The 21,965-nt window shown below is 63.3% G+C and carries 23 protein-coding genes; 5 read left to right on the top strand and 18 right to left on the bottom strand.

What is annotated here, in order from left to right; translation table 11 throughout:
• Window positions 1–3: 3 nt before the first annotated feature.
• Entirely contained in the window at window positions 4–912 is a 909-nt protein-coding gene (locus KOL99_RS07080; protein ID WP_216509775.1) for a polysaccharide deacetylase family protein, read from the top strand.
• Here KOL99_RS07080 and KOL99_RS07085 read toward each other — a convergent pair.
• From KOL99_RS07085 to KOL99_RS07120, 8 genes are all read right to left on the bottom strand, one after another.
• Window positions 909–1,388: a WbuC family cupin fold metalloprotein gene (locus tag KOL99_RS07085; RefSeq protein ID WP_216509776.1), complete on the bottom strand. Its 480-nt coding sequence runs from the start codon at window positions 1,386–1,388 to the stop codon at window positions 909–911. The two genes, KOL99_RS07080 and KOL99_RS07085, sit on opposite strands and share 4 nt — an antisense overlap.
• Before the next feature lie 87 nt (window positions 1,389–1,475).
• A complete protein-coding gene (locus tag KOL99_RS07090) occupies window positions 1,476–3,881 on the bottom strand; it encodes a PAS domain-containing sensor histidine kinase (RefSeq protein WP_216509777.1) in 2,406 nt (801 codons plus the stop codon).
• A 318-nt stretch (window positions 3,882–4,199) separates the two neighbouring features.
• Window positions 4,200–5,012, bottom strand: a complete 813-nt coding sequence (locus tag KOL99_RS07095) for a PAS domain-containing protein (RefSeq protein ID WP_216509778.1) — start codon at window positions 5,010–5,012, stop codon at window positions 4,200–4,202.
• A gap of 23 nt (window positions 5,013–5,035) precedes the next feature.
• Complete coding sequence (locus KOL99_RS07100; RefSeq protein WP_216509779.1) at window positions 5,036–5,698, bottom strand: outer membrane protein; 663 nt, start codon at window positions 5,696–5,698, stop codon at window positions 5,036–5,038.
• A gap of 142 nt (window positions 5,699–5,840) precedes the next feature.
• Window positions 5,841–6,251 (bottom strand): response regulator, encoded by a 411-nt coding sequence (locus KOL99_RS07105; protein ID WP_216509780.1) that lies wholly within the window; start codon window positions 6,249–6,251, stop codon window positions 5,841–5,843.
• Between the two features lies 1 nt (window position 6,252).
• Window positions 6,253–8,034, bottom strand: coding sequence for a sensor histidine kinase (locus tag KOL99_RS07110; RefSeq protein WP_216509781.1), 1,782 nt, complete (start codon window positions 8,032–8,034; stop codon window positions 6,253–6,255).
• A 129-nt stretch (window positions 8,035–8,163) separates the two neighbouring features.
• Entirely contained in the window at window positions 8,164–8,310 is a 147-nt protein-coding gene (locus KOL99_RS07115) for a hypothetical protein (protein ID WP_216509782.1), read from the bottom strand.
• Between the two features lie 100 nt (window positions 8,311–8,410).
• A complete protein-coding gene (locus KOL99_RS07120) occupies window positions 8,411–8,857 on the bottom strand; it encodes a thioredoxin family protein (protein ID WP_216509783.1) in 447 nt (148 codons plus the stop codon).
• A gap of 151 nt (window positions 8,858–9,008) precedes the next feature.
• Here KOL99_RS07120 and KOL99_RS07125 point away from each other — a divergent pair, with 151 nt between their 5' ends.
• Window positions 9,009–9,830, top strand: coding sequence for a polysaccharide deacetylase family protein (locus tag KOL99_RS07125; protein ID WP_216509784.1), 822 nt, complete (start codon window positions 9,009–9,011; stop codon window positions 9,828–9,830).
• A gap of 74 nt (window positions 9,831–9,904) precedes the next feature.
• Entirely contained in the window at window positions 9,905–10,090 is a 186-nt protein-coding gene (locus KOL99_RS07130) for a hypothetical protein (protein WP_216509785.1), read from the top strand.
• Window positions 10,091–10,162: 72 nt separating this feature from the next.
• Here the strand turns inward: KOL99_RS07130 and KOL99_RS07135 are convergent, their stop codons facing one another.
• On the bottom strand, window positions 10,163–10,759 hold the full coding sequence (locus KOL99_RS07135) for a hypothetical protein (protein ID WP_216509786.1): 597 nt from the start codon (window positions 10,757–10,759) through the stop codon (window positions 10,163–10,165).
• 117 nt (window positions 10,760–10,876) lie between these two features.
• Here KOL99_RS07135 and KOL99_RS07140 point away from each other — a divergent pair, with 117 nt between their 5' ends.
• Window positions 10,877–11,284, top strand: a complete 408-nt coding sequence (locus KOL99_RS07140; RefSeq protein ID WP_216509787.1) for a bacteriohemerythrin — start codon at window positions 10,877–10,879, stop codon at window positions 11,282–11,284.
• A 9-nt stretch (window positions 11,285–11,293) separates the two neighbouring features.
• Here KOL99_RS07140 and KOL99_RS07145 read toward each other — a convergent pair whose 3' ends face one another.
• From KOL99_RS07145 to KOL99_RS07155, 3 genes are all read right to left on the bottom strand, one after another.
• A complete protein-coding gene (locus KOL99_RS07145) occupies window positions 11,294–12,493 on the bottom strand; it encodes a class I SAM-dependent rRNA methyltransferase (protein WP_216509788.1) in 1,200 nt (399 codons plus the stop codon).
• A gap of 284 nt (window positions 12,494–12,777) precedes the next feature.
• Window positions 12,778–13,155 (bottom strand): hypothetical protein, encoded by a 378-nt coding sequence (locus KOL99_RS07150; RefSeq protein ID WP_216509789.1) that lies wholly within the window; start codon window positions 13,153–13,155, stop codon window positions 12,778–12,780.
• A gap of 125 nt (window positions 13,156–13,280) precedes the next feature.
• Window positions 13,281–14,903 carry an ABC-F family ATP-binding cassette domain-containing protein gene (locus KOL99_RS07155; protein ID WP_216509790.1) on the bottom strand — a complete coding sequence of 541 codons (1,623 nt, stop codon included), beginning with the start codon at window positions 14,901–14,903 and terminating at the stop codon, window positions 13,281–13,283.
• 486 nt (window positions 14,904–15,389) lie between these two features.
• On the opposite strand from KOL99_RS07155, the gene KOL99_RS07160 reads away from it, so the two are divergent.
• Window positions 15,390–15,767 carry a hypothetical protein gene (locus KOL99_RS07160; protein WP_216509791.1) on the top strand — a complete coding sequence of 126 codons (378 nt, stop codon included), beginning with the start codon at window positions 15,390–15,392 and terminating at the stop codon, window positions 15,765–15,767.
• Here KOL99_RS07160 and KOL99_RS07165 read toward each other — a convergent pair.
• The 6 genes from KOL99_RS07165 to topA form a co-directional block, all read right to left on the bottom strand.
• On the bottom strand, window positions 15,764–15,997 hold the full coding sequence (locus tag KOL99_RS07165; RefSeq protein WP_216509792.1) for a hypothetical protein: 234 nt from the start codon (window positions 15,995–15,997) through the stop codon (window positions 15,764–15,766). The two genes, KOL99_RS07160 and KOL99_RS07165, sit on opposite strands and share 4 nt — an antisense overlap.
• A 13-nt stretch (window positions 15,998–16,010) precedes the next feature.
• Complete coding sequence (locus tag KOL99_RS07170) at window positions 16,011–16,706, bottom strand: YggS family pyridoxal phosphate-dependent enzyme (RefSeq protein WP_216509793.1); 696 nt, start codon at window positions 16,704–16,706, stop codon at window positions 16,011–16,013.
• 15 nt (window positions 16,707–16,721) lie between these two features.
• Entirely contained in the window at window positions 16,722–17,297 is a 576-nt protein-coding gene (locus tag KOL99_RS07175; RefSeq protein WP_216509794.1) for a Maf family nucleotide pyrophosphatase, read from the bottom strand.
• 372 nt (window positions 17,298–17,669) lie between these two features.
• A complete protein-coding gene (locus tag KOL99_RS07180) occupies window positions 17,670–17,870 on the bottom strand; it encodes a hypothetical protein (RefSeq protein WP_216509795.1) in 201 nt (66 codons plus the stop codon).
• A 41-nt stretch (window positions 17,871–17,911) separates the two neighbouring features.
• Entirely contained in the window at window positions 17,912–19,222 is a 1,311-nt protein-coding gene (gene trmFO / locus KOL99_RS07185; RefSeq protein WP_216509796.1) for a methylenetetrahydrofolate--tRNA-(uracil(54)-C(5))-methyltransferase (FADH(2)-oxidizing) TrmFO, read from the bottom strand.
• A gap of 395 nt (window positions 19,223–19,617) precedes the next feature.
• Window positions 19,618–21,960, bottom strand: coding sequence for a type I DNA topoisomerase (gene topA / locus KOL99_RS07190; protein ID WP_216509797.1), 2,343 nt, complete (start codon window positions 21,958–21,960; stop codon window positions 19,618–19,620).
• Between the last annotated feature and the right edge of the window lie 5 nt (window positions 21,961–21,965).

Here is a 21,965-nt window from a genome sequence, read left to right on the forward strand (position 1 = left end):
CGCATGCACCAGTACGAACCACAGACCGTAGCGCTCAAGGTGGATGTCGACACCTACTGCGGCACCCGTGACGGGATCCCGAACCTGCTGCGGCTGTTCGAAGCGTTCGGGGTCCGTGCCACCTTCTACTTCTCCCTGGGGCCCGACAACTCCGGCAAGGCGGTGCGCCGCCTCCTGCACAAGGGGTTCCTGGCCAAGATGCTGCGCACCAAGGCACCGGCCATGTACGGCCTGAAAACCATGCTCTACGGGACCGTGCTCCCCGCGCCGGTGATCGGCCGGGAACTTCACGAGGTGATCAGGAGCGTTCAGGATGCCGGGCACGAAATCGGCATCCACTGCTGGGATCACGTGGAATGGCACGACCACCTGCACCGGCTCTCCCGCGAACAGGTCGAGGCCGAGCTCGCGCGCGCCCGTGCCAGCTTCGAGGAGATCTTCGGCCGTCCCGCTGCCACCTGCGCCGCCCCCGGCTGGACGGTGAGTGCCGCGTCCTTCGAGGTCCAGGACGCACTCGGCCTTGCCTACTGCAGCGACACCAGGGGAGAGTTCCCCTTCTACCCCGTGTTGAACGGCAGGCGCTATAAGACCCTGCAGGTTCCTTCCACCTGGCCCACCATGGACGAGTTGATCGGGGAGAACGGGGTCAGAGCCGACACGGTGAACGACATCTACCTCAGGCGCCTTCGGTCCGGGTTGAACGTGCACACCATCCACGCGGAACTCGAGGGTAACGCCCTCCTCGCCACCTTCGAAGACCTGCTCAGCCGGCTGACCGGGCGCGGCGTGCGCCTCATGACGCTCGGGGAGGCCGCCGCCGCGTACGGTGCCGGTGCCCCCGACTGCGCGGTGGCAATGGGGCTTACCGCCGGCCGTGCGATGCCGGTCGCCTTGCAGGGACCCGCGCTCTAAGCGCGGCCGGGCCAGCGCTCACCCACCGCGGCGGTGCGGAACCAGCGCATCAGTCCGCCGTGCGCGTCCTCCTCGGCGGCAGGGGACCAGGAGGCGAAGTCTTCCTCCTTGAAGGGCGCATAGGGGCCGCATTTGACCTCGAAGATGACACCCCCGGCATCAAGAGAAAGCACCGCGTGCCACCCCCCCACGGGTATTTCGACGACGCAGGCATCTTCACCCAGCACGGCACGTCCCACCACCACACCGCTATCATCGAAGATCAACACCACAAAGCGCCCCCTAAGCGGGGTAAGCACCTCCCAGGTCTGCCCATGGTGATGGGGACGGATGTAGGTCCCCGGCTCCATGGCGATGGCCAGGCGCTGGACGGGGTCGGCCAGATCCGCATGAAGGTTCAGGTTCATGCGCTGGCGTGGCGACCGCCGTGCCTCGGCGCTCAGGGTGGCTAGGTCGTCGTAAGCGATTGTTTTCATATTGCTGCTCCGTAACACGTAGATGAGGCGCGTGCGCCGATTCCTGCTGCCGCCGTGCCGCCGGGTGCCTTGCCGCCCCGGCCCTTATTACTGGTGTGGCTCTGCCGAGCCGGCCAGGTCGGCCGGCACGAGGACCACCACCCGCGTCCCCGCCCCAGGTTCGGTCTCGATCCGGAACTCGCCCCCCAGGTACTCGATCTTCTTGCGCACGTTGAACAGGCCGAAACCGCCGGTGCGACTCTTTTTCCTGGCCGCCTCGACCGGGTCGAAACCGGTCCCGTTATCGGATATCTCGATCAGCATCCGCCCGCCGTCACCGCTCAACCTGATGCGGGCCAGGCTACACCGCGAATGCTTGACCACGTTCAAAAGGATCTCTCGCACCGCCTGGAAGATCGAGGAGCGGACCTCGTACCTGAGGCTCAAGGGGGTGTGGTTGTCGACAAGCTCGAAGTCGAGTCCGTGGGTCTCCCTGAGCTCTTCCGCCAACCATTTGATGGCCGCTCCCAGCCCCGCGTTGGCCAGTATGGGGGGCCTCAACTGGAAGGTCAGGGACCGGATGTCCTGGATCGACTGGGACAGGAGCTTGTCGATCTCCTCTGCTACCGCGATCTCCTTCTCGGAGGCGAGCTCGTTGGCGAGCCACTGCAGCTTGAGCTTCACCAGGATGAGGTGCTGGCCGACCTGGTCGTGCAACTCCCCGGCGATCCGTTCGCGCTCGCGCTCCTCGGTGAGGGAGAGTTCCTGGGTCAGCGCCTCCATTTTCTTCTGGTGCTCGAGAATCTGGTCTTCGGCCCGCATGCGCTCCTCGACCTCGGCACGCAGCCGGAGGTTGGCCGCGGTCAGGGATTCCGTCCTCGCCGCGACCTGCCGCTCCAACTCGTCGCGTGCGTTCTCCAGGGCCATTTCCGCCAGCTTGCGCTCGGTGATGTCGATGGTGACCTGGATGGCGGATTCGATCCTCCCGTCCGTCACCAGCGGCCCCAGCACCGTCTCGAACCAGCGCGTGGCGCCGTTGTCGCCAAGGCCCGCCACCATGATCCTTTGCGGCGTCTGCTCCGCGAAGGTCCGCTCCAGCGCGGCGCGGTAGATCTCCTTGCTGTCACCCTCCAGGTAGTCGTACGAACTGGTCCCGGTTACGGCATCGGCATCGAAACCGTCCGAACACCTGTTGATGAATTCGATGGTCCCGGCGCGGTCCACGTTGGTGACCAGAAACGGCGCGTTCATCACCAGGCTGCGAAACTTCGCCTCGCTCTCCGCGAGTTTCGACTCCAGCGTCCTGCGCTCGGTCACGTCCTCCAAAAGCCACAGCGTCCCCTTGGAAAGGTCCGGCGGATCGATGGCCTTGCCGATGTACCTGACGCGCAGGCGCCCGCCGTCCCTGCGTATCAGCTCCTGTTCCGTTTCAAACGGCAGCCCCTGGGTCAGGACCGGATAGGCTTCCCGCCCCAAAAGCTCATAGGCCTCCTCGGACGGGTAAAGCTTGCGTGTCGTCTGGTACTCCATCTCCGTCTTCGAGTACTGGAAGAGTTCCTCCGCCTTGCGGTTGATCCAGACCTGCTTGCGGTCCACAATCTTGAATATGGCGATGGGGACGTTTTGGAGGATGATGCTCTGCTCCTGCATCATCTCCTTCAGTTGGGCGTTCATCTGTTCCAGTTCGCTGATGCGCCTGCGGGAGACCTCCCCGAAGGCCTCCGCGATGGGGCGCCCGGTACTGATGATGGTCTTCCAGAAGGTCAGCACTCCGATGAGGATGCAGACCCCGCCGGTGTATTGAGCCGTCCTCCCGGCCCACCCGATGGGACTCCCCACCGACTTCTGCAAGAGCACGCCGACCAACCCGGTTGCGAAAAGGGCGAGGCCGGTAGCGTACCAGCGCAGCTGTTCCACCCGGGATTTCAGGTACTGCCTCACGGACAAGGCCGCGGTCGCCGCGTAACAAGCGATCGCGGCGGCCAGTATCGCCCGGCCGGTCATGGTTGGGCCGGACCCCTGCACGATGAACGGCGGGAACCGTTCGGTGACCGCGGCGACGACGACGCCGCACGACAGCAGCACCACGCCGAGATAGGACGTAAGGACCAGGGGGAACCGGCCCCGTGGCGGGTAATCCTTGGGCTCGAGCAACCGAACGACGACGCTTGCCAGGAGCAGGAGACCGCTCAGCAGGGCTCCACAGTTGTAGATGGTGACGGTGGTGTTGGGGCCGTTGCTTTCAGCTATGAACCATCCGGAGACCGCCCCACCGCCCCCAAGGGCGAGCATGCCGCACCCCAGCATGAGCAGGGGAAGACGGCCGACGGCCAGAAAGAGCTTTGTAGAGATGAAGACGATGCAGAAAGGGGTTACGGCGAGGAATACGGTATTCAGGAGGGGAAGCAGCGCGGTCGGCTCCAAAACCACCCGGGGGTCCGCCCAGTAAAGGGTCGCGATCAGCGTCGTGAAGCAGACGAGCAGAGGCGCGGCGATGTTACCAAACCAGTACATAATCAATCACCATTAACAACAGCCTGCGTGGCAAAGGTTGCCTTGGCGGAACCAGAACCTGCCGATGGAGGCGCCGATGGTGCAAGGTGACGCATGGTCAGCTTCCTCGCGACAGAAATGGCGGCACCGGCTGGACGAAGCCCGTCATTGTGGTGGCCAAAATATCATACAAGAGGCTTATTACATAGAAATAATATGCGGTGAAGCTTTGGCGGAGTACGTCGGGAAGGTCACGATCGAGTGAAGCGCTGTAAAGAGAAAGGCCAGGTCGTCAGACCTGGCCTTTCTCATGGATCATCCGGGCGCGGCGAAGAGGGTCTACGCTTTCGGGCCGGGGGAGTTGCGCTGGCTGATGTCCCGGTCGATGCCCCGGAACCCGCAAAAGGCGCCATCGGCGTCGAAGATGGGGACCGCGCTCGTCTCCAGGAGTACCTCCCTGCCGTCCTTCCTCAGGTTCACGTTTTCGAGATTGTGGAACGCTTCCTTGCGGGCGATCAGGTCGCCGAAGACCAGGAGCAGTCGGTCGGCCTCGCGCCGCGGCATGAAGTCGAAAGGGGTCTTCCCCACCACCTCCTCCTGGGTGTAGCCGAGGAGGTCGAACACCTTCGGGCTGGAGTAGGTGTAGACGCCGGCGTCGTTCACCTCCCAGACCCAGTCCGAGGTCACCTCCACCAGCGCCTTGAAACGCTTCTCGCTCTCCCTCAGGGCCGCCTCGACCTCCTTTTGGCGGCTTATGTCCAGCATGATGATGCGACACTCCCGCTGCCCCTGGGAAACCGCCGACTCCAGCCGTACCGGGGTGCCGTTATGCAACCTGACTTCGCAGTCCACCTTCCCGGTCCCCTGGCACAGCCGCCCCAGGTAATCAAGCAGGGTCTGGCGGTCCTCCTTCAGAACCAAATCAACGAACTCCTTGCCTTGCAGGACGACGCGGTCCCTCTGCATCATGGCGCAGCAGGTGAGGTTGGCCCTGACGATGCGCCGCCCTTCCCCCAGGGTCAGGTACCCTACCGGCGCGAAGTCGTAGAGTTCGGCATACTGGGCGAGGGCTTTGTCCAACTGGGCGTAGGCATCGAGAAGCTGCTGGTTTTGCCGTTCCAGTTCCTGATTGTGAGCGTTGAGATCGTTCATGGCTTCCCTGGCTCCGTCCCGCCTCAGAACTTCAGTCTGAGCCCCACCGATGCGTTGTGCGATTTGACTTCGAACTCGGTGCTGATGAAGGACGCCTGCGAGGTGCCGAAGTAGCGATAGGCGAGATCCAGGGAAAGCTGCCGGTTCAAAGCGAGCTCCAGGCCGCCGCCCGCCTGGTAGGCGAAGACGACCTGGTCGTCGGCCATGTACAATCCCGTAACGCCGGGGGTGCTCAAGGAGTAGCCCACGACATCGTTCATGTGCAAGGCCGCGAATCCGACGCCCCCCCCGACGTAGGGGGTGATGGGGGTGTCGTTGTGCAAGTCGACGAAGACGTTGGCCATGAAGGCGGTGGTATCAACGTTGCCATCGGTGACCCGGAACCGCTCACCGGTACCCCTGTCGGTCACCGTGTTCAGCTGCAGGTCCTTGTAGGAGATCTCCCCCTCGAAACGCATGAAGCCGAAGTCGTAGCCGAGTGTTCCGCCGACGTTGAGGCCGGGGTCGAACTTGATTCGGTCGTCGAAAACGGTGCCTCCGGTGAAACTGGTGGCGTTGGTGGTCTCCGGGATGGTCACCCCGACAAAGCCGGAAACGTAGGGGCCGGGGTACAGCGGCGTCGCCGAAGCGACCGCGGGAAGAGCGAGCAGGGCCAAAACGAGTAGAGCGAACAGGTTCTTTTTCATGGACGTCCTCCTTGGTTGTTGCGGGGTCTCTTTCATAACATCCTGTCAGCGGCAAACGACGAAAGTATACAGCTTGAATGCCCTCTTGTACACGACTTCGTTATTCACCATATTTCATAACGCTCCTCGGGGGCGAACCGTTTCAGTCATGGCCCCCGCCGTCGGGTGGCACAGACCTCACCTTTGCCAGCGACTGATCGATGGCGGCGAAAAGATGACGGTAGTCGACGGGCTTCTCGATGTAATGATCCAGCTGGAACCCTTCGCCGACAGAGTGTTCCAGGGTCGCCCTGCCGGCATCGGCGGTGATGAAGATGAACTGGACCTGCGGCTTCATCCCCCTGATCTCCTGGACCATGGCGACGCCACCCATCTCGGGCATGTTGACGTCGGTGATGACGATGTCCACCTCCCGTTCCCTGAAAAGCTCGACGCCCTTGCGGCCGTTGTCCGCCGTGCACAGGAGCAGGTCGCCGTATTTTCGCCGCAGCACGACCGAAAGAATCTCCAGCGTGTCGCGGTCGTCTTCAACGAGCATCATGGTCGTCGCCATCTCACACCTCTATCCTGAACTGGGCGCCCCCGTCCACGTTGCACGCGGTGAGCAGCCCACCCATGTTCTTCTCGATGATGGTCTTGGACATGAACAGGCCGACGCCGGTCCCGGCCTGGGGCCCCTTGGTGGTGAAGTAGGGGTCGAAAATCCGGTCCATGATCTCCTCGGGTATCCCGCCGGCGTTGTCGGTCACGGTCACCACCGCCCTCCCCCCCTGTTCCGCGATGCGGACCTGCACCCTGGGTGCGACCACCGCGCGCTCGGCGATGGCGTCGCGGGCGTTGATCAGGATGTTGAGCAGGACCTGGGCAAACTCGTTGGGGTATCCCTCGATGGTGGGATCCCCGTCCTGGCGCAGGTCAAGGGAGACGCCGAGGGATTGCAGGCTGCCGTCGACCAGCGACAGCGCCTTGGCGACCTCGTCGCAGACCCGGAAGCGGAGTTTCTCCTTGTCCGGACGGAAGAAATTCCTGAAATCGTCGATGGTCTGCGACATGTGCTTCACGATCGTCATGGACTTGGCGACGTGCTCCTCCAGGAACTCCCGGTCCAATTGCCCAAGTTCATGAAGCAGCAGCGGCTGCTGCACCAAAAGTCCCAGTGCGTTCAGCGGCTGACGCCACTGATGGGCGATATTGCCGACCATCTCCCCGAGAGCGGCCTGCCGGCTTTGCTGGGTGAGGAGCTGCTCCTGTCGGCGCACCTCCTCCATGGCGCGGATCCGCTCGGCGGTCTCGCGCCGCAACTCCTCTATGGTCAGGGAAAGCTCCCGTTCCGCCAGGTCCCGTTCCGCCGCCCGGCGCTGCAGGAGATCGGAGGCCTGCACCAAGGCCTCGGCCACCTCGGAGGTCTCCTTGCCCGAGTCGGTGCCGACCGCCGCCACCACTTCGCCGCGGCCGATGTTCAGGGCGGGCTGCACCAGGGACTGGATGTCACGGGCGATGCGGCTCGCGATCCACGAGGCGAGCAGTATCCCGAGCAGCGAGATGGCGGCCCCCACGCCCACCGCCCAGCGCATCCAGCGATAGATTTCCCCGAGCGCGGTTGCCCGGGGGACCGCGACGGCGACGGTCCATCCCGAGAGGGGGGACTTGGTGAAGGCGGACAAGGCGGTGCCGCCCTGGGCGGTCTTGATCGAAACCGTCCCCTCGTTCCCCCGCGCCATGGCCGCGCGCAGGTCAGCGGTTAACTCCTTGCCGACGAAGACGTCGAGGTTGCGGGTCCGGGCGGTGATCAGGCCCTTTCGGTCCACGACGGTGCCGTACCACTCCTTGAACACGTTCTGGCTTTGCAGCACCGAGGAGAGCACGTGGGAGGGGAAGGACATGGAGAGGTCGTAGGCGACCGTGCCGTCGATGAAGACCGGCACGTCCACGGCGATGACGGGGCGCTTGGTGATCGCGCCGTAAAAGAGGTCGCTGACGACGGGCTTGCCCCCCTCGAAGATGCGGCGCACCATGTCGGGGTTGTTGCGTTTGGGGAGCGCGCTCCCCAGGGGGCGATAGGTGTTGACCAGTTGCTGGGCGTCCTTGTCGGCGACGATGATGTCGGCGCCGGGATAGTTCTTGAGGATCTCCTTGCTCTGCAGATGGATGGCGACGAAGTCGCGCCCCCGGAAGGACGGGGAGGTTCCCAGCGCGGTGAGCGAGGCCTGCACGTTGGCGAACTCGCGATCGACCGCCATGGCCATGGCGCGAGCGTTCTCGAGCAGGTCGCGGCTCACCTGGTCCAGCTTGGTGACGTAGACGTGACGCGCCATCAAGGCGGCTATCAGCCACACGGGCAACACGCAGGCGGCGACGAGAATGGATAACTGGAGACGGATTGTGGGCTTCGCGTGTCGAAACATCGAATTCCTTGCCGGGAGGCGGGAGCCCCCTGTGTCATCTGATACCCGCGCGGGCGGGGTTCACTCGAGCATTTCGGCGAGGATGGCGTCGAGGGACTTCCCCTCGAAGAGACTCTCAAGCAGCTTGTGCAGCGTGGTCTGAACGCCTTTGTACTGACAGTTGGCCACCAGCTGGTTCTCAAGGATCTGCAGTTGGTCCCTCGTCATCGCCACCTCCCCATTCTCATTATGAAGTTGTAGAGACCAATTCTGCCAAACACGGGCGAGCTGTCAATGCGACTTCCATATAGTCACCGCCGAGACTGTGTCACCGCCCTTCGGTATAACGCTTGAACCAGGAGAGCACTGACTCAGCCGACTGGGCACCGGCCAGTTGCTGCACCGACTTCCCCCCGCGCACGAGATGCAGTACCGGGATGCCCCGCACCCCGAAGCGCCCCGACAGCGCCGGGCTTTCATCCGTGTTGACCTGGACCACCGCGGCCGCCCCGGCCAGGAGTTCCGCCACCTTTCGCACCGCCGGTGCGAATGACACGCAGTGCGGTCACCAGGGGGCCCAGAACTCGGCGAGGACCGGACCGGGATACGCGGCGACGAAGGCGTCGAAGGTCGCATCGGTGAGCGCGCGCGGCGTGCTGTAGAGAGGCGGGAGTTGGGCGCGGCAGCTGCCGCACCGACCGGCCACCCCCTCCTTGTCGGCGGGGATGCGGTTGGCGGCGCCGCAACGGGGACAGTTCAGTTGGAACGATGCCATGGCTACCTCCTTTGCTTGATGGACTGCAGAATTCTACCATCCCGCCGGCCGTCCATCCCCCTTTTGTTTCAAGGGCGAATTCCGCGTTTCACATTTGCGCGCTTTCTGGTATGTTGGGTTGTTTGAAAATTCAACGGAGGTTTCGTACCGCATGAAGTACCGCATCCTGCTCCTGCTCCTCGCCGTCGCCCTTTTGGCCGTACCGGGCGCACAGGCGACCACCCCCGCCGCCAAGCCGGCCCAGCCCGCCGCCAGCCAGGGGGTCAACGTCCCCATACTCCTTTACCACCGCTTCGGCCCCACCGTGGCCGACGGCATGACCATCAAGACGTCGGTCTTCGAGGAACACCTGAAGTACCTAAGGGACAACGGCTACACCGTGATCCCGCTTAAAAAGCTCGTGGACTACTACCTGAAGAAGGGGCCCGCCCCCGCACCCAAGTCGGTGGTCATCGTCGAGGACGACGCGCACAAGTCCGTCTACAGCGACATGCTGCCGCTGGCCAAGAAGTACAACGTCCCGGTCACCGTCTTCGTCTACCCTTCCGCGATCTCCAACGCCAAGTACGCCATGACCTGGGAACAGCTGAAGACCCTGCAGAAGAACGGCTTCGACATCCAGTCCCACACCTTCTGGCATCCCAACTTCAAGCGCGACAAGAAGAAGATGGCTCCCGCCGAGTTCGAGAAGTCGGTGCAGATCCAGCTCAAGAAGTCCAAGGCGAGGCTGGAAGAGAAGCTCGGCACCAAGGTCGACCTCCTGGCCTGGCCGTTCGGAATCTACGACGACTACCTGCTGAAGAAGGCGGCCGAGGCGGGTTACGTCGCGACCTTCACCATCGAGGCGCACCACGCGGGCCCAAGCGATGTGGCCATGAAGCTGCCGCGCTACCTGCTCATCAACGCGGACCAGGGGAAATCCTTCGCCCGCATCGTCGAGGGGACCGCGCCCAAGCGGAACCTGGTGTACTGATACCGCAAAGACAGAAGCGGCGCACGGCGATGGTGCCGGCGCCGCTTTACCTGTCACAGAGTCGCGAACGTGTCATGGACGAAGAGAAAAACCGCCCCGATAACTGCAAGAAGCACCCCTGCCCGGACTGCACCTTCTGCCAGTGGTGTTCCGACGACCGGTGCAGGATGTGCCTGGGGCACAAAAAACCCGTCAAGAAACTCTCCAGCGCCGAGCAGATCGCGCTCTACGAAAGCCTGAACCGGAAGAAACCGCAATAGCGCCCGCCTGTTTCAGCCCCGCCTTCTCAATTCCCTCAAGTAGTATCCCCGAGATCCGAAAAGTAGCTTGGGTCAGATGTCCTTACCCTGCCGCACCACCACGTACCTGACCTTCACCCGCGCCTTCACGCCGCACAGTTCCCGGTAGAGCGAGGCAAGGTACCTGAAGGTGACCACCTTGTGGAAGAAGGACTGCGTCATCCCGTAGCAGAGCTTGCGCAGCCGCGACGGGTTCCGGCTCCCCAAAAGGAGCGGGCAGTAGTCGGAGAGCTGCACCGTGACGCGCACTCCTTCCGGTCCGGGCGCGCTCAGCAGGGAGAACATGCCGCGGTCGCACTCCCCGGGCTGGACCAGCACCCCGCCGCCGATGCAAAGGTGGACCGCCCGCGTCCCCTCGAAGGCCTCGAAGCGGGCGGCGCTGAAGGCGAGCAGGGCGCAGCGGGTCCCGGTGACCCGGAACTCGACGCCGTGGGGGTCGAGGACCGGGGTGATCAGCCCCAGGGTGCACCGCCGCACCACCTTGAAGTAGTACTCCAGCAGGAAGGGGGGGGTCGCCCGCGGCGCCGCATGGGGAGGGAGATCGATCCACTGGACGGAATAGACCGTGGAGTCGGGCAGCAGTACCTGCTGGCAGGAGATTTCCAATTCATGCTGTCGGGGCTCGGCCATGAAGGCTCCGGGTGACACGGCGAAGTTGGCGGCGATTGGCAAAGATACCACAGAGTGGGTCCGGTTGGCTACGGAGCAAGATCAGAGAGTTTAACACGCCCCAAAAGGGAGAGGTTCATGGAAATAATAGAGTGGTCGGAAAGTCTGAGCGTGGGAATCGGCAAGGTGGACGAGCAGCACAAAAGGCTGATCCAGCTGATGGAAGAATTGGACCAGGCGATCAGGAACAACGAGACGGCCGACGTGGTGGAAGACGTGCTCACCAACCTGTTCAACTACGCCCAAGCCCACTTCGCGGTGGAGGAAGAGCTGTTCCGCACCCACAAATATCCGGAGATGGCACTGCACGAACTGGAGCACCAGCGTTTCATCGCCAAGGCGTTCGCCTTCAAGGAGCGGCTGAGTTCGAAGCGTCCGGGGCTCGCCCTGGAGCTATTGACCTTCCTGTCCAGCTGGGTGCTCAACCACATCGAGCTCACCGACAAGCGTTACGCGAAGTTCCTGCACGATTGCGGCGTGAGCTGATCCCGCCGTTCACCCCTTCACGGCGACGACGTACTTGAGGTAGCGTCCCTCGGGGAAGGTGACCGGGTACGGGAAGTCCTCGGGCTGGCCGCTGAAGGAAACCACCTGCAACTGGTCCCCCACCTGCAGCGCCCCGCGACGCAGTTCCTTTAGGTAGTCGGCCAGGTCCACCTTCTGGTGGTTGGAGGACGAGATCAGTAGCCCCCCGCTTTTGAGCAGCCTGAGCGCCGCGGCCACCAGGTCCGAGGTGCCGCCGCGCGTGGTGAAGCGGCTCTTGGCCGTGGTGGAGAAGGAGGGGGGATCCATCAGGATCACGTCGTAGACCTTTTTCTGCCGGGCCAGCTCGTCCAGGAGGGTGAAGCAATCCCCCACCAGGAACTCGTGGCGCTTGGGGTTCAGCCGGTTCAACTCGAAGTTCTCCCGGGCCTGCGCCATGTACGTGGGAGAGGCGTCCACGCTGGTGACGACGCTCGCTCCGGCGGCCGCCGCGGCGACCGAAAACGCGCCGGTGTAGGAGAAGAGGTTCAGGAAGCGCTTGCCCAACACCCGCGCCATGAGGTCGCTCCGGTTCTTGCGCATGTCGAGGAACAGGCCGGTATTGAGGCCGCGCTCCAGGCTGACCCGGAAGGTGAGCCCGTTCTCGCGCACCAGGAGGGGCTCGGGCGCCGCCGTGCCCGCCAGCAGGCGTCCGTACTTCTTGTCGTCGCTCTCCGCCTCAAGCTCCCGGGTGTTCTGGGGGCGTCCTTTCTCGTAGATCCCCGCCGGCGCCAGGAGCTCATCGAGCGCCTGGGTCACCAGTTTCAGATGCTTGCGCCATCCCGAGCAGTAGACCTGCACCATGAGGTAGTCGCCGTACCGGTCCACGGTGAGCCCCGGGAGACCGTCCCCCTCGCCGTTCACCAGCCGGTAGGCATCGGAGTCGTCCAGCTGCGCGTGGTTCTTCCTGAGCGCCACGGCCGCCTCCAGGCGCGCCCGTACCCAGCGCTGATCCAGGCGCATGCGCTCGCGCGACAGGACGCGGGCCACGATGCGATCCTTGGGGTCGAGCAGGGCCGTGGCGAGAAAGCGCCCGGAGCCGTCCACCAGCTCCACCAGGTCCCCCGCCTCGCCGGCGGGCCATTTCCTGGTATAGGCATCCGCGATGATCCAGGGGTGTCCCAGCTCGATCATGCGCACCGACTCGTTTCCTACCACGTACTGTTTGGACATGTGACTCCTTGATAGTGCCCCACCATCCCTTCCACCAGGTGGAGACGGTGCCCGTAGGGCACGCGGGGAGCGGCTTGCCGGAAGCGCCATTCTCTGGTGCAGCGCCCTCACCCCGCCCGCTCCCGGAGGGAGAGAGGAGAGATGGGTGCTGGGGAAGATGCGCGTCGAGGCGACGCGGCCGCTGTACGGGACCGTGTTCCCGCAAGCGGAACCGGTGGTCAAATAAACAGGGGCGGCGATCCCGTACGGGATGCCGCCCCTGGTACTTCGCTGTCAGCGGGACTCTAGTGGGTGACCTGGGCGCCCTGCTCGGCCACCATGGCCTGACGCGCCTGCTCCATGGCGTCGAGCTCCTTGAGCTTCTCGCCCAGCCAGAAGTGCAGCTCGCGTGCGGTCTGGTGGTTCACCACGACGCCGTTGATGACCTGGCGCACCAGGCTGCGGCCCAGATCCGACGGCTCCACCTCGGTCTCGGGACCGATGGCGCCGGCCGGGGTGATCTCATGGCTGATGGCGTTCGGGAGCGGCTGGCGCTCGAGGTAGAAGTTGATCACGAGTTCGCCGCGCGGGGAGATCCCGCCGTGCGCGCCGTTGACGTAGATGGGGTTGTAATCGTAGGTGAAGATGTATTTAAAGGTCATTTCATTCTGTTTTTTGGACATTGCAATCTCCTTTGTAGATGACATTGAATTACAGGGAATCCTTATAGCACGGAGCGGCCGCTCAAGGCAAACAATGAATGTAAGCGCCGTTAATCTTCCAGGCGGCCGCGGCGCTCACCCTCCGATCAGGCGTGCGCCGTCTTGGAGAGGTAGTAATCGTAGTTCCCTTCGTAGAGTCTCATCTCGCCGTGATCGACCTCGATGACCCGGTCCACCAGCTTGCGCAGAAAGTGACGGTCGTGGCTGACCAGGATGACCGTTCCCTGGAAGTTCTCCAGGGCATCCAGGAGGATCTCGCGCGAGCGGATGTCCAGGTGGTTGGTCGGCTCGTCGAGCACCAGGAAGTTCACCGGACGCGCCAGCAGGGTCGCCAGCACCACGCGGCTCTTCTCCCCGCCGGAGAGGTTCTCGATGCGCTTGTCGACGTCGTCGCCCTGGAACAGGAAGGCGCCCAGGAGGTTGCGGATCACCCCGATGGTCGCCATCGGGATCACGTCCTGCACCGTTTCGAAAATGGTCTTCTTGGGGTCGAGGATCTCCATGGCGTGCTGGCTGAAGTAGCCGAGTTCGACGTTGGCACCGAGGTTCACCGTCCCCTCGGTGGCATCGGTCTGGCCGGCGATGGTTTTGAGGAAGGTCGATTTGCCGGCGCCGTTCACCCCGACCACGGCGATCTTGCTCATGCGCTTGATGACGCCGGTGACCCCGGAGAAGATGGGATGCACGCTGCCGTCCGGGTTGAGCCAGCTCTTGCCCAGGTTGTCCATGACCACCACGTCGTCGCCGCTTCTGGGCGGGGTGGCGAACTCGAACTTCACCACCCGCTCCTCGGGCGGAATCTCGATGCGCTCGATCTTCTCGATCTTCTTCACCCGTGACTGCACCTGGGCGGCGTGGGAGGCCCGGGCGGCGAAACGGGCGATGAACTCCTCCTCCTTGGCCAGCATCTCCTGCTGGCGCTTGTGGCTCGCCAGGAGCTGCTCGCGGCGGATGTCGCGCTCCCTCTCGTAGAAGTCGTAGTTGCCGCCATAGGTGGTCACGGTCTTGTTGGCCACCTCGACGACCCGGTTCACCACGCGGTTCATGAAGTCGCGGTCGTGGCTCGTCATGAGGAGCGCGCCCTTGTACTCGTTGGCGATCCACTCCTCGAGCCAGATGATCGATTCGACGTCGAGGTGGTTGGTCGGCTCGTCCAGGAGGAGCACGTCGGGCTGCAGGGTGAGGATACCGGCCAGCGCCACGCGCATGCGCCAGCCGCCGCTGAAGGATTCCACGGGGTTGTGGAAGCGGTCCGGGCCGATGCCGAGGCCGGTCAGGACCTCCTTCGCGCGCGAGTCGAGATCGTAGCCGCCGCGGTGCTCGAACTCCTCCATGGCGGAACCGTAACGCTCCAGGAGAGCCGCCATGTCGTCATCGGACATGGGGAGCCCCATCTGCTCCTCCATCTGCTTCAGTTCCGCGGCCAGCCGCACCGTCTCAGCCGAGACCGCCATCACCTCGTCCAGGGCTGAGCGTCCCGCCATTTCGCCGATGTTCTGCGAGAAGTAGCCGATGGTCGTTTTCTTGGCGACGGTGATTTCGCCGGCGTCGACCTCTTCCTCGCCGGTGATGATCCTGAACAGCGAGGTCTTGCCCGCGCCGTTGGGGCCCACGAGGCCGGACCGGGAACTGGGCAATATCTGGAAGCTGGCATCGCGGAAAAGGACCTGCGAGCCGTGCTGTTTGGTTATGTTGGACAGATGGATCATGCTTTCTCCCTGTGCTGAATTCGCAACTTTCCAGCGTTAGCACGAAGCCGCAACAGTGACAACTTAATTTTTTGTAAAAGACCCTAAAAACCGGACCATTAGCCACGGAGAAAATCTGAGAAGTTCTGAGAAAAGCTCAAAGCAAAAGACAAACCACTACCAGAGAAAAATCTGACGACTTGTGATGAAAGAACGGTTGAAAGAGTTCGGGTTCGTCGTCTCAGATTTCCTCAGATGTTCTCCGTGGCCAATGGTTTGCCTTTGGGCGATTTCGCGTAATAACCGAACAGCATCTGTTCAAAAGCCGTACAGCGTGGCCCCCCTACCTCACCCCACCTTACCCTTGGCTGCCCTCGCCTCTACTGTAACATCGTGTTACCACACACTTTTTGTCTTAATGAGAGATAATGTCGCCAGGAGGGGTTTTGGGCTTTCTTTGTGCTACAGCGAAGGAAACGAATCTGAACGGTAGCGGGAGGGGAATTTATGAACATGTTCGGCGCACTGATGATGACCGTCACCATGACCATGACCGCAGTCATGCTGCCTCGCATCTACATGTCCTGGATCGTCGCTGAACGGTACTTCCTGGAAGGGGAGACCGAGAACCTGATGCAGCTCCTGGTCGAGCAGAACAGCTGGGTGTGGCGGCAGTTCGGCTGCGGAGCGGTGGCGGTCGCGATGATCTGGATGGTGCGCAACTCCCAGCATGACCTCGCCATCCCCGCCTCGATGGAGGCGACGCTGGCCATTTACGCCACCATCTCGCTGGCTTTCGCCGTGCTGGAATCGCTCATCGCCCAGAGGGTTTCCGACTTCCTGGCGCTGGTCCCGGTCCGCGCCAAGATAGCCGAGGAAGACTAGCGTTTCCTGATGGACTCGACGCCGCGTCGCAGCAGGTTGGCCAGGTAAATGGCCACGAACATGATGAGGGCGACGTTGACGAAACGGGTCCAGACGGGATCGGCCGTGACGCCGCTCCCGCCGAAGTTACGATAGAGATACCAGCCGCTCACCATCGCTCCGACCACGGCGCCCGCTAGCACGAAGGGGCGCCGCAGCTTTGATACCTGCTTTTCCTGCCCTGGCTCCACGGCTCCCCCCGTTTCAGTGATACTGGCGCTCGCCGAACAAGGCGGAACCGACCCGCACCAGGGTGGCGCCTTCCTCGATGGCCGCTTCGAAATCGCCGGACATCCCCATGCTCAGCTCCCGCATCTCCACTCCGGGAATGGCCGCCTCCCTCACCTCGTCCGACAGCTCGCGCAGTTTGCGGAAGTAGGGGCGCGCCCCCTCGGGGTCGTCGAAGAAGGGGGGCATGGTCATCAGCCCCTTCACCTTGAGGTGCGGCAGTTGCGCCACCTCGCGTACCAGCCCGAGAAGCTCCTCGCTGCTGGTTCCTCCCTTGGTTTGCTCGCGGGAGATGTTCACCTGCACCAGGATGTCGCACACCTTGCCCAGGGCGCCCCACTGCCGGTCGATCTCGCGGGCGAGGCTTGGGCGGTCGACGGAGTGGACCAGGTCCACCTTGCCGGCGATCTGGCGCACCTTGTTGCTCTGCAGGCTGCCGATGAAATGCCAGGAGATCTCTGCGGGAAGCTCGGGCTGCTTCGCCACCAGTTCCTGCACGTAGTTCTCGCCGAAGATGACCTGGCCGCACGCGAAGGCCTCCGCTATGGCGGCGGCAGGCTTGGTCTTGGAAACGGCGACCAGACGCACCGTCTCCGGATCGCGCCCGGCCCTCGTGGCCGCCCGCGCGATGCGTTCACGGATCTCCCTGAGATGTTCTTCAATCTCCCCCATCACGTCCCCCTTCCCTTACAGCGCTCCCAGAACCCTGAGCTTCTCGACCACCTCGCACAGCGGCAGCCCCACCACGTTTGTGTACGAGCCGTCGATCTTTTGCACCATGTGGGCGGCGCCCCCCTGGATGGCGTAGCCGCCGGCCTTGTCGAAGGGGCAGCCGGTGGCGATGTAGGCGTCGATCTCCTCGTCGCGCAGCGGTTTGAAAAACACCTTGGTGCGCACCGCCTCCACCAGGGCATCGTCGCGCTGCCGGTCGTAGATGGCGAAGCCGGTGACCACCTCGTGGGGCACGCCCGAGAGTTTTCTCAGCATGCGCTGCGCGTCGGCGTGGTCCTTGGGCTTGCCCATGATCTCGCCGTCGCAAAGAACGATGGTGTCGGCGCCCAGAAAGAAGCGCCCGTCGGTCTTTTCGGCGGCGGCCCGGGCCTTTCCTTCGGCCAGACGCAGCACGTGATCGACCGGCTCCTCGCCGGGGAGTTGGTCCTCGCAGATGTCGGCGGGCAGGACGCGGAAGCTGATCCCGGCGGATTCCAGGAGTTCGCTGCGACGGGGGGAGGCGGAGGCTAGGACGATGGGTGCTACGGACATGGTTGCTCCTTGATCGTGGAAACTGTAGGGGCGAATAATCATTCGCCCCCCTCTGCCGCGTCAGTGGCTGGCGTGCCCCGGCGGTGGTCAGGGCATCGGGGGGTGGGCGAATGATTATTCGCCCCTACAGGTCGGTTGTTGCCGGGCCGGCTCTGCCGCGTTACTAACGGCGACGGGGGCATCGGCGGCTGGGCGAAGGGTTATTCGCCCCGACAGGTCGGTTGTTGCTGGGCCGGCTCTGCCGCGTTACTAACGGCGACGGGGGCATCGGCGGCTGGGCGAAGGATTATTCGCCCCGACAGGTCGGTTGTTGCCGGGCCGGCTCTGCCGCGTTACTAACGGCGACGGGGGCATCGGCGGCTGGGCGAATGATTATTCGCCCCGACAACGACGGCAGTACCTGAAGATCAAAACGATCGCCAGCACCACCAGCACGCCGAGGATGGTCTTCCAGTGGCTGCCGGTAACAACGCCATACACCAGGGAGGCCACCCCCATCACGAAGACCAGGGCCTCCAGCGAAAGCAGCCGCCCAACGACGCTTATCTCCTGCTGTTCCTTGTTCCCCGTCATAGCACCTCCCTCGGGCGCGCCCCGTCGGGGACGCGAAGCGGCTACCCCTTCACCTCGGGGAGCCACGCTGCCAGCGACTCCAGGCCCCGCTGCGCCAGGAGCCCGCGCTTTTCCTTCTTCTTGATGCGCCCGACCAGCGGCGGGAAGAGCCCGTAGTTGACGTTCATGGGCTGGAAGTGCGCCGCTTCGGTATTGGTGATGTGGCGCGCCAGCGCGCCGATGGCGGTCTCGGCGGGGGGAATGATCAATTCCTCCCCCTTGGCCAGGCGCGCCGCGTTGACCCCGGCGACGAAACCGCTGGAAGCGGATTCCACATACCCCTCGACGCCGGTGATCTGCCCGGCGAACAGGATCCGGGGATCGCTCTTCAACTGGCAGGTCGCCAAGAGGAGCTGCGGCGCGTTGATGAAGGTGTTGCGGTGCATGGAGCCAAGGCGCAGGAACTGGGCCTGTTCCAACCCCGGGATCATGCGGAAGATCCTTTTCTGCTCGGGCCAGGTGAGCTTGGTCTGGAACCCGACCAGGTTGAACATGGTGGCCTCGCGGTTCTCCTGGCGCAACTGGATCACGGCGTAGGGCTCCACGCCGACCCGGGGATCGGCAAGCCCCACCGGCTTCATCGGGCCGAAGCGCAGCGTCTCCACGCCGCGGCTCGCCATCTCCTCGATGGGCATGCACCCCTCGAAGTGGACGACCTTCTCGAAGCTCTTCGGTTCCACCTTCTCGGCGGCCAGCAGTTCCTTGACGAAGTCGTGGTACTGGGCCTCGTCCATGGGGCAGTTCAGGTAGTCGTCGCCGTCCCCCTTGCCGTAGCGGGAGGCGCGAAAGGCCTTGTCGTAGTCGATGGAATCGGCGGCAACGATGGGGGCGATGGCGTCGTAGAAGTAGAGGTAGCTGCCGGCCAGGCGGCCGATCTCCTCGGCCAATGGGCCGCTGGTGAGCGGGCCGGAGGCGACCACCACGATCCCCTCCTCGGGGATATGGGTCAGCTCCTCGCGCACCACCTCGATGTCGGGATGCTCCTCGATCTTAGCGGTGACGTAGCTGGAGAAGAGTTCGCGGTCCACGGCAAGCGCGCCACCGGCGGGGACCTTGGTGGCCTGCGCCCCTTCCATGAAGAGCGAGTCGAGGCGGCGCAGTTCTTCCTTCAAGAGCCCGACGGCGTTCTCCAGGGAATCGCCGCGCAGGGAGTTGGAGCAGACCAGCTCGGAGAGGCCCGGGAGGTGGTGTGCCTCGGAGTACTTGCCGGGCTTCATCTCGTACAGGCGGACCTTGACGCCGCGTTTGGCCGCCTGCCAGGCCGCCTCGCATCCTGCCAGTCCGCCGCCTATTACCGTGATCTGCTGGGTCATTCTTTCTCCTAAATCTTTAAACAAAAGCTTCAACGCAAAGACGCAAAGCCGCGAAGGCGCAAAGATACAAACCGGAAAACAAAATCTTTTATTAACGCAAAGGCGCAGAGAAACAAACCGACAACCCAAAACAGTTATTTAACGCAAAGGCGCAGAGGCGCTAAGACGCTAAGGAAACTTCCGGGGAAAACCACACCCGCGGTTCCCTTTACGGCTTTGCGTTTCAAAAAGCCTTTGTCTTTAACCCGCTTTCCCCTTTGCGCCTTGGCGGCTTGGCGCCTTTGCGTTGAAGCTTTTGTTCTTTGCGCGGCCAAAATCAAAGCGGGGTCCGAAGACCCCGCGCACGCTACTCACGCTAAAGGGGACAGGCACCTGCGGAGCCAGTCCCCTCGCACCTACTCCTTGTTGCTCTGGTAGTCACACCCTTCTTTCGGGCACTTGAGGAACTCGCCCTCACGCTTGTAGACCTTCTTCACCAACAGCGGGAAACCGCACTTGGGACAGGGCTTCTGCACGGGGAGATCCCACAGGGCGAACTTGCACTCGGGATACCGGTTGCAGGAGTAGAAAAGCTTACCGAAACGGGACTTCTTCTCGATCAGCTCCCCCTTGCCGCAGGCGGTGCAGGTGATACCGGTCCCCTTGGGCTTCACCAGGGGCTGGATGTTCTTGCAGTTGGGGTACGCGGAGCAGGCCAGATACTTGCCGAAGCGCCCGTCCTTGATCAGCATGTGGCTGCCGCACTTGTCGCACACTTCCTCGGAAATCACCGGCTCGACGACCTCGCCGGTCTCCTTGTCCAGGGGACGGATGTAGCGGCACTCGGGATAGCCGGTGCAGGCGAAGAACTTGCCGAACTTGCCGAGCTTGACCACCAGCGGCTTGCCGCACTCGGGGCAGACCTCGTCGGTCGCCTCGGTGGTCAGGTCGGACTTGCTCACCTCCCCTTCCTTCAGCTTCAAAAGGTTGATGAAGGGACCCCAGAATTCGTGCAACAAGGGCCGCCACTGCTTCTCGCCGCGCGATACCATGTCGAGCTGCTCTTCGAGGTTGGCGGTGAAGTTGTAGTCGACGTACTGGTTGAAGTGGTTGGTCAGAAGGTCCGAGACCACCATCCCCACGTCCTCGGGGAAGAAGCGCTTCTTGTCCAGGCGCGCGTACTTGCGCTCGATGATGGTGTTCATGATGGAGGCGTAGGTGGACGGACGCCCGATGCCGTACTCCTCCAGGGTCTTCACCAGGGTCGCCTCGGTGTAGCGCGGCGGCGGCTGGGTGAAGTGGCGCTCGGGGAGGAGCTGCTGCAGCTTGAGGATGTCTCCCTCGGCAAGCGGCGGAAGCGTCCCTTCCTTCTCCTTGTCCTCGGCCTCGTCGTCGACACCCTCGATGTAGAGCTTCATGAAGCCGGCGAAGCGGATCACGGTGCCGGCCACGCGGAAGCGGTACCCCTCGCCGGCGGTGATCTCGACGGAGGTCTGGTCCAGGAGCGCCTCGGCCATCTGGCAGGCGACGGTCCGCTTCCAGATCAGGTCGTAGAGCTTGAACTGGTCCGAGGTGAGGAACTTCTTCACCTCGATGGGGGTCTTGGAGATGTAGGTCGGGCGGACCGCCTCGTGCGCTTCCTGGGCGTTCTTGGACTTGTTCTTGAAGAAGCGGGGCTTCTCCAATGCGTACTCCTTGCCGTAGAGCGAGGTGATCAGCTGCCGCGCGTCCTCGAGGGCCACGTTGGAGAGCGCCACGGAGTCGGTACGCATGTAGGTAATGAGACCGACCGCGCCTTCGCCGACGTCGATACCCTCGTAGAGCTTCTGCGCGGTGGACATGGTCTTCTTGGCGGAGAAGCCGAGTTTCCTGGCCGCCTCCTGCTGCAAGGTGGAGGTGGTGAACGGCGGCGACGGCGAGCGCTTTCTCTCGCTCTTGGTGACCTTGTCGACGCGGTACTCGGGGGTGGCCGGCGTCTTCACCACCAGCGGCGTCGCGCCGTCGTCACCTTCCTGTTTGGGGAATTGACCCGTGCCGCCCAGTTTCTCGTAGAGCCCGAAGGCCACCTCGCGGTTGGGGATGTCGAACTTGCCGAGCTTCTTCCCTGCCGCCTCGACCAGCGCCGCGGTGAGTCCCTGCTTCTTCGCGGTCTCAAGCTTGGCACCGATGGTCCAGTACTCCTGCTCCTTGAAAGCCTGGATCTCCTTCTCGCGCTCGCAGATGAGCCTCAGCGCGACCGACTGCACGCGCCCGGCGGAGAGGCCGTAGCGGATCTTCTTCCAGAGAAACGGGGAGAGGGTGAAGCCGACCAGGTAGTCAAGGACCGAGCGCGCCTGCTGCGCGTCCACCAGGTGCTCGGAGATGCCGCGCGGGTTCTGCACCGCGTGCACGATGGCGTCCTTGGTGATCTCGTGGAACACCACCCGCTTGATGTCGAAGGGTATCTTCTTCTTACCCTCCAAGCCGAGCGCCGCCAAAAGGTGCCAGGAGATCGCCTCCCCCTCGCGGTCGGGGTCCGTCGCCAGGAGCAGCGAGGAAATACCCTTCATCTCCTTCTTGATGGCGTCGATGTGTTTTTTGCTTTCGGGGAGCACCGCGTACTTGGGCTCGAAATCGTGCTCCACGTCCACGGACCCCTGCTTGCTGGGGAGCGCGCGCACGTGACCGAACGACGCCAGCACCTTGTAATCGGGGCCGAGAAATTTTTCTATGGTCTTCGCCTTGGCGGGAGACTCGACTATGACGAGATTCTGAGACATGTGTC

The organism is Geomonas azotofigens, assembly GCF_018919395.1.
Taxonomy (GTDB): domain Bacteria; phylum Desulfobacterota; class Desulfuromonadia; order Geobacterales; family Geobacteraceae; genus Geomonas; species Geomonas azotofigens.

Bases quoted from the DNA above. Each gene is read 5' to 3' on its own strand.
- KOL99_RS07080 (WP_216509775.1), top strand. From the start codon at position 4: ATGCACCAGTACGAACCACAGACCGTAGCGCTCAAGGTGGATGTCGAC.
- KOL99_RS07085 (WP_216509776.1), bottom strand. From the start codon at position 1,388: ATGAAAACAATCGCTTACGACGACCTAGCCACCCTGAGCGCCGAGGCA.
- KOL99_RS07090 (WP_216509777.1), bottom strand. From the start codon at position 3,881: ATGTACTGGTTTGGTAACATCGCCGCGCCTCTGCTCGTCTGCTTCACG.
- KOL99_RS07095 (WP_216509778.1), bottom strand. From the start codon at position 5,012: ATGAACGATCTCAACGCTCACAATCAGGAACTGGAACGGCAAAACCAG.
- KOL99_RS07100 (WP_216509779.1), bottom strand. From the start codon at position 5,698: ATGAAAAAGAACCTGTTCGCTCTACTCGTTTTGGCCCTGCTCGCTCTT.
- KOL99_RS07105 (WP_216509780.1), bottom strand. From the start codon at position 6,251: ATGGCGACGACCATGATGCTCGTTGAAGACGACCGCGACACGCTGGAG.
- KOL99_RS07115 (WP_216509782.1), bottom strand. From the start codon at position 8,310: ATGACGAGGGACCAACTGCAGATCCTTGAGAACCAGCTGGTGGCCAAC.
- KOL99_RS07125 (WP_216509784.1), top strand. From the start codon at position 9,009: ATGAAGTACCGCATCCTGCTCCTGCTCCTCGCCGTCGCCCTTTTGGCC.
- KOL99_RS07130 (WP_216509785.1), top strand. From the start codon at position 9,905: ATGGACGAAGAGAAAAACCGCCCCGATAACTGCAAGAAGCACCCCTGC.
- KOL99_RS07135 (WP_216509786.1), bottom strand. From the start codon at position 10,759: ATGGCCGAGCCCCGACAGCATGAATTGGAAATCTCCTGCCAGCAGGTA.
- KOL99_RS07140 (WP_216509787.1), top strand. From the start codon at position 10,877: ATGGAAATAATAGAGTGGTCGGAAAGTCTGAGCGTGGGAATCGGCAAG.
- KOL99_RS07145 (WP_216509788.1), bottom strand. From the start codon at position 12,493: ATGTCCAAACAGTACGTGGTAGGAAACGAGTCGGTGCGCATGATCGAG.
- KOL99_RS07150 (WP_216509789.1), bottom strand. From the start codon at position 13,155: ATGTCCAAAAAACAGAATGAAATGACCTTTAAATACATCTTCACCTAC.
- KOL99_RS07155 (WP_216509790.1), bottom strand. From the start codon at position 14,903: ATGATCCATCTGTCCAACATAACCAAACAGCACGGCTCGCAGGTCCTT.
- KOL99_RS07160 (WP_216509791.1), top strand. From the start codon at position 15,390: ATGAACATGTTCGGCGCACTGATGATGACCGTCACCATGACCATGACC.
- KOL99_RS07170 (WP_216509793.1), bottom strand. From the start codon at position 16,706: ATGGGGGAGATTGAAGAACATCTCAGGGAGATCCGTGAACGCATCGCG.
- KOL99_RS07175 (WP_216509794.1), bottom strand. From the start codon at position 17,297: ATGTCCGTAGCACCCATCGTCCTAGCCTCCGCCTCCCCCCGTCGCAGC.
- KOL99_RS07180 (WP_216509795.1), bottom strand. From the start codon at position 17,870: ATGACGGGGAACAAGGAACAGCAGGAGATAAGCGTCGTTGGGCGGCTG.
- trmFO (WP_216509796.1), bottom strand. From the start codon at position 19,222: ATGACCCAGCAGATCACGGTAATAGGCGGCGGACTGGCAGGATGCGAG.
- topA (WP_216509797.1), bottom strand. From the start codon at position 21,960: ATGTCTCAGAATCTCGTCATAGTCGAGTCTCCCGCCAAGGCGAAGACC.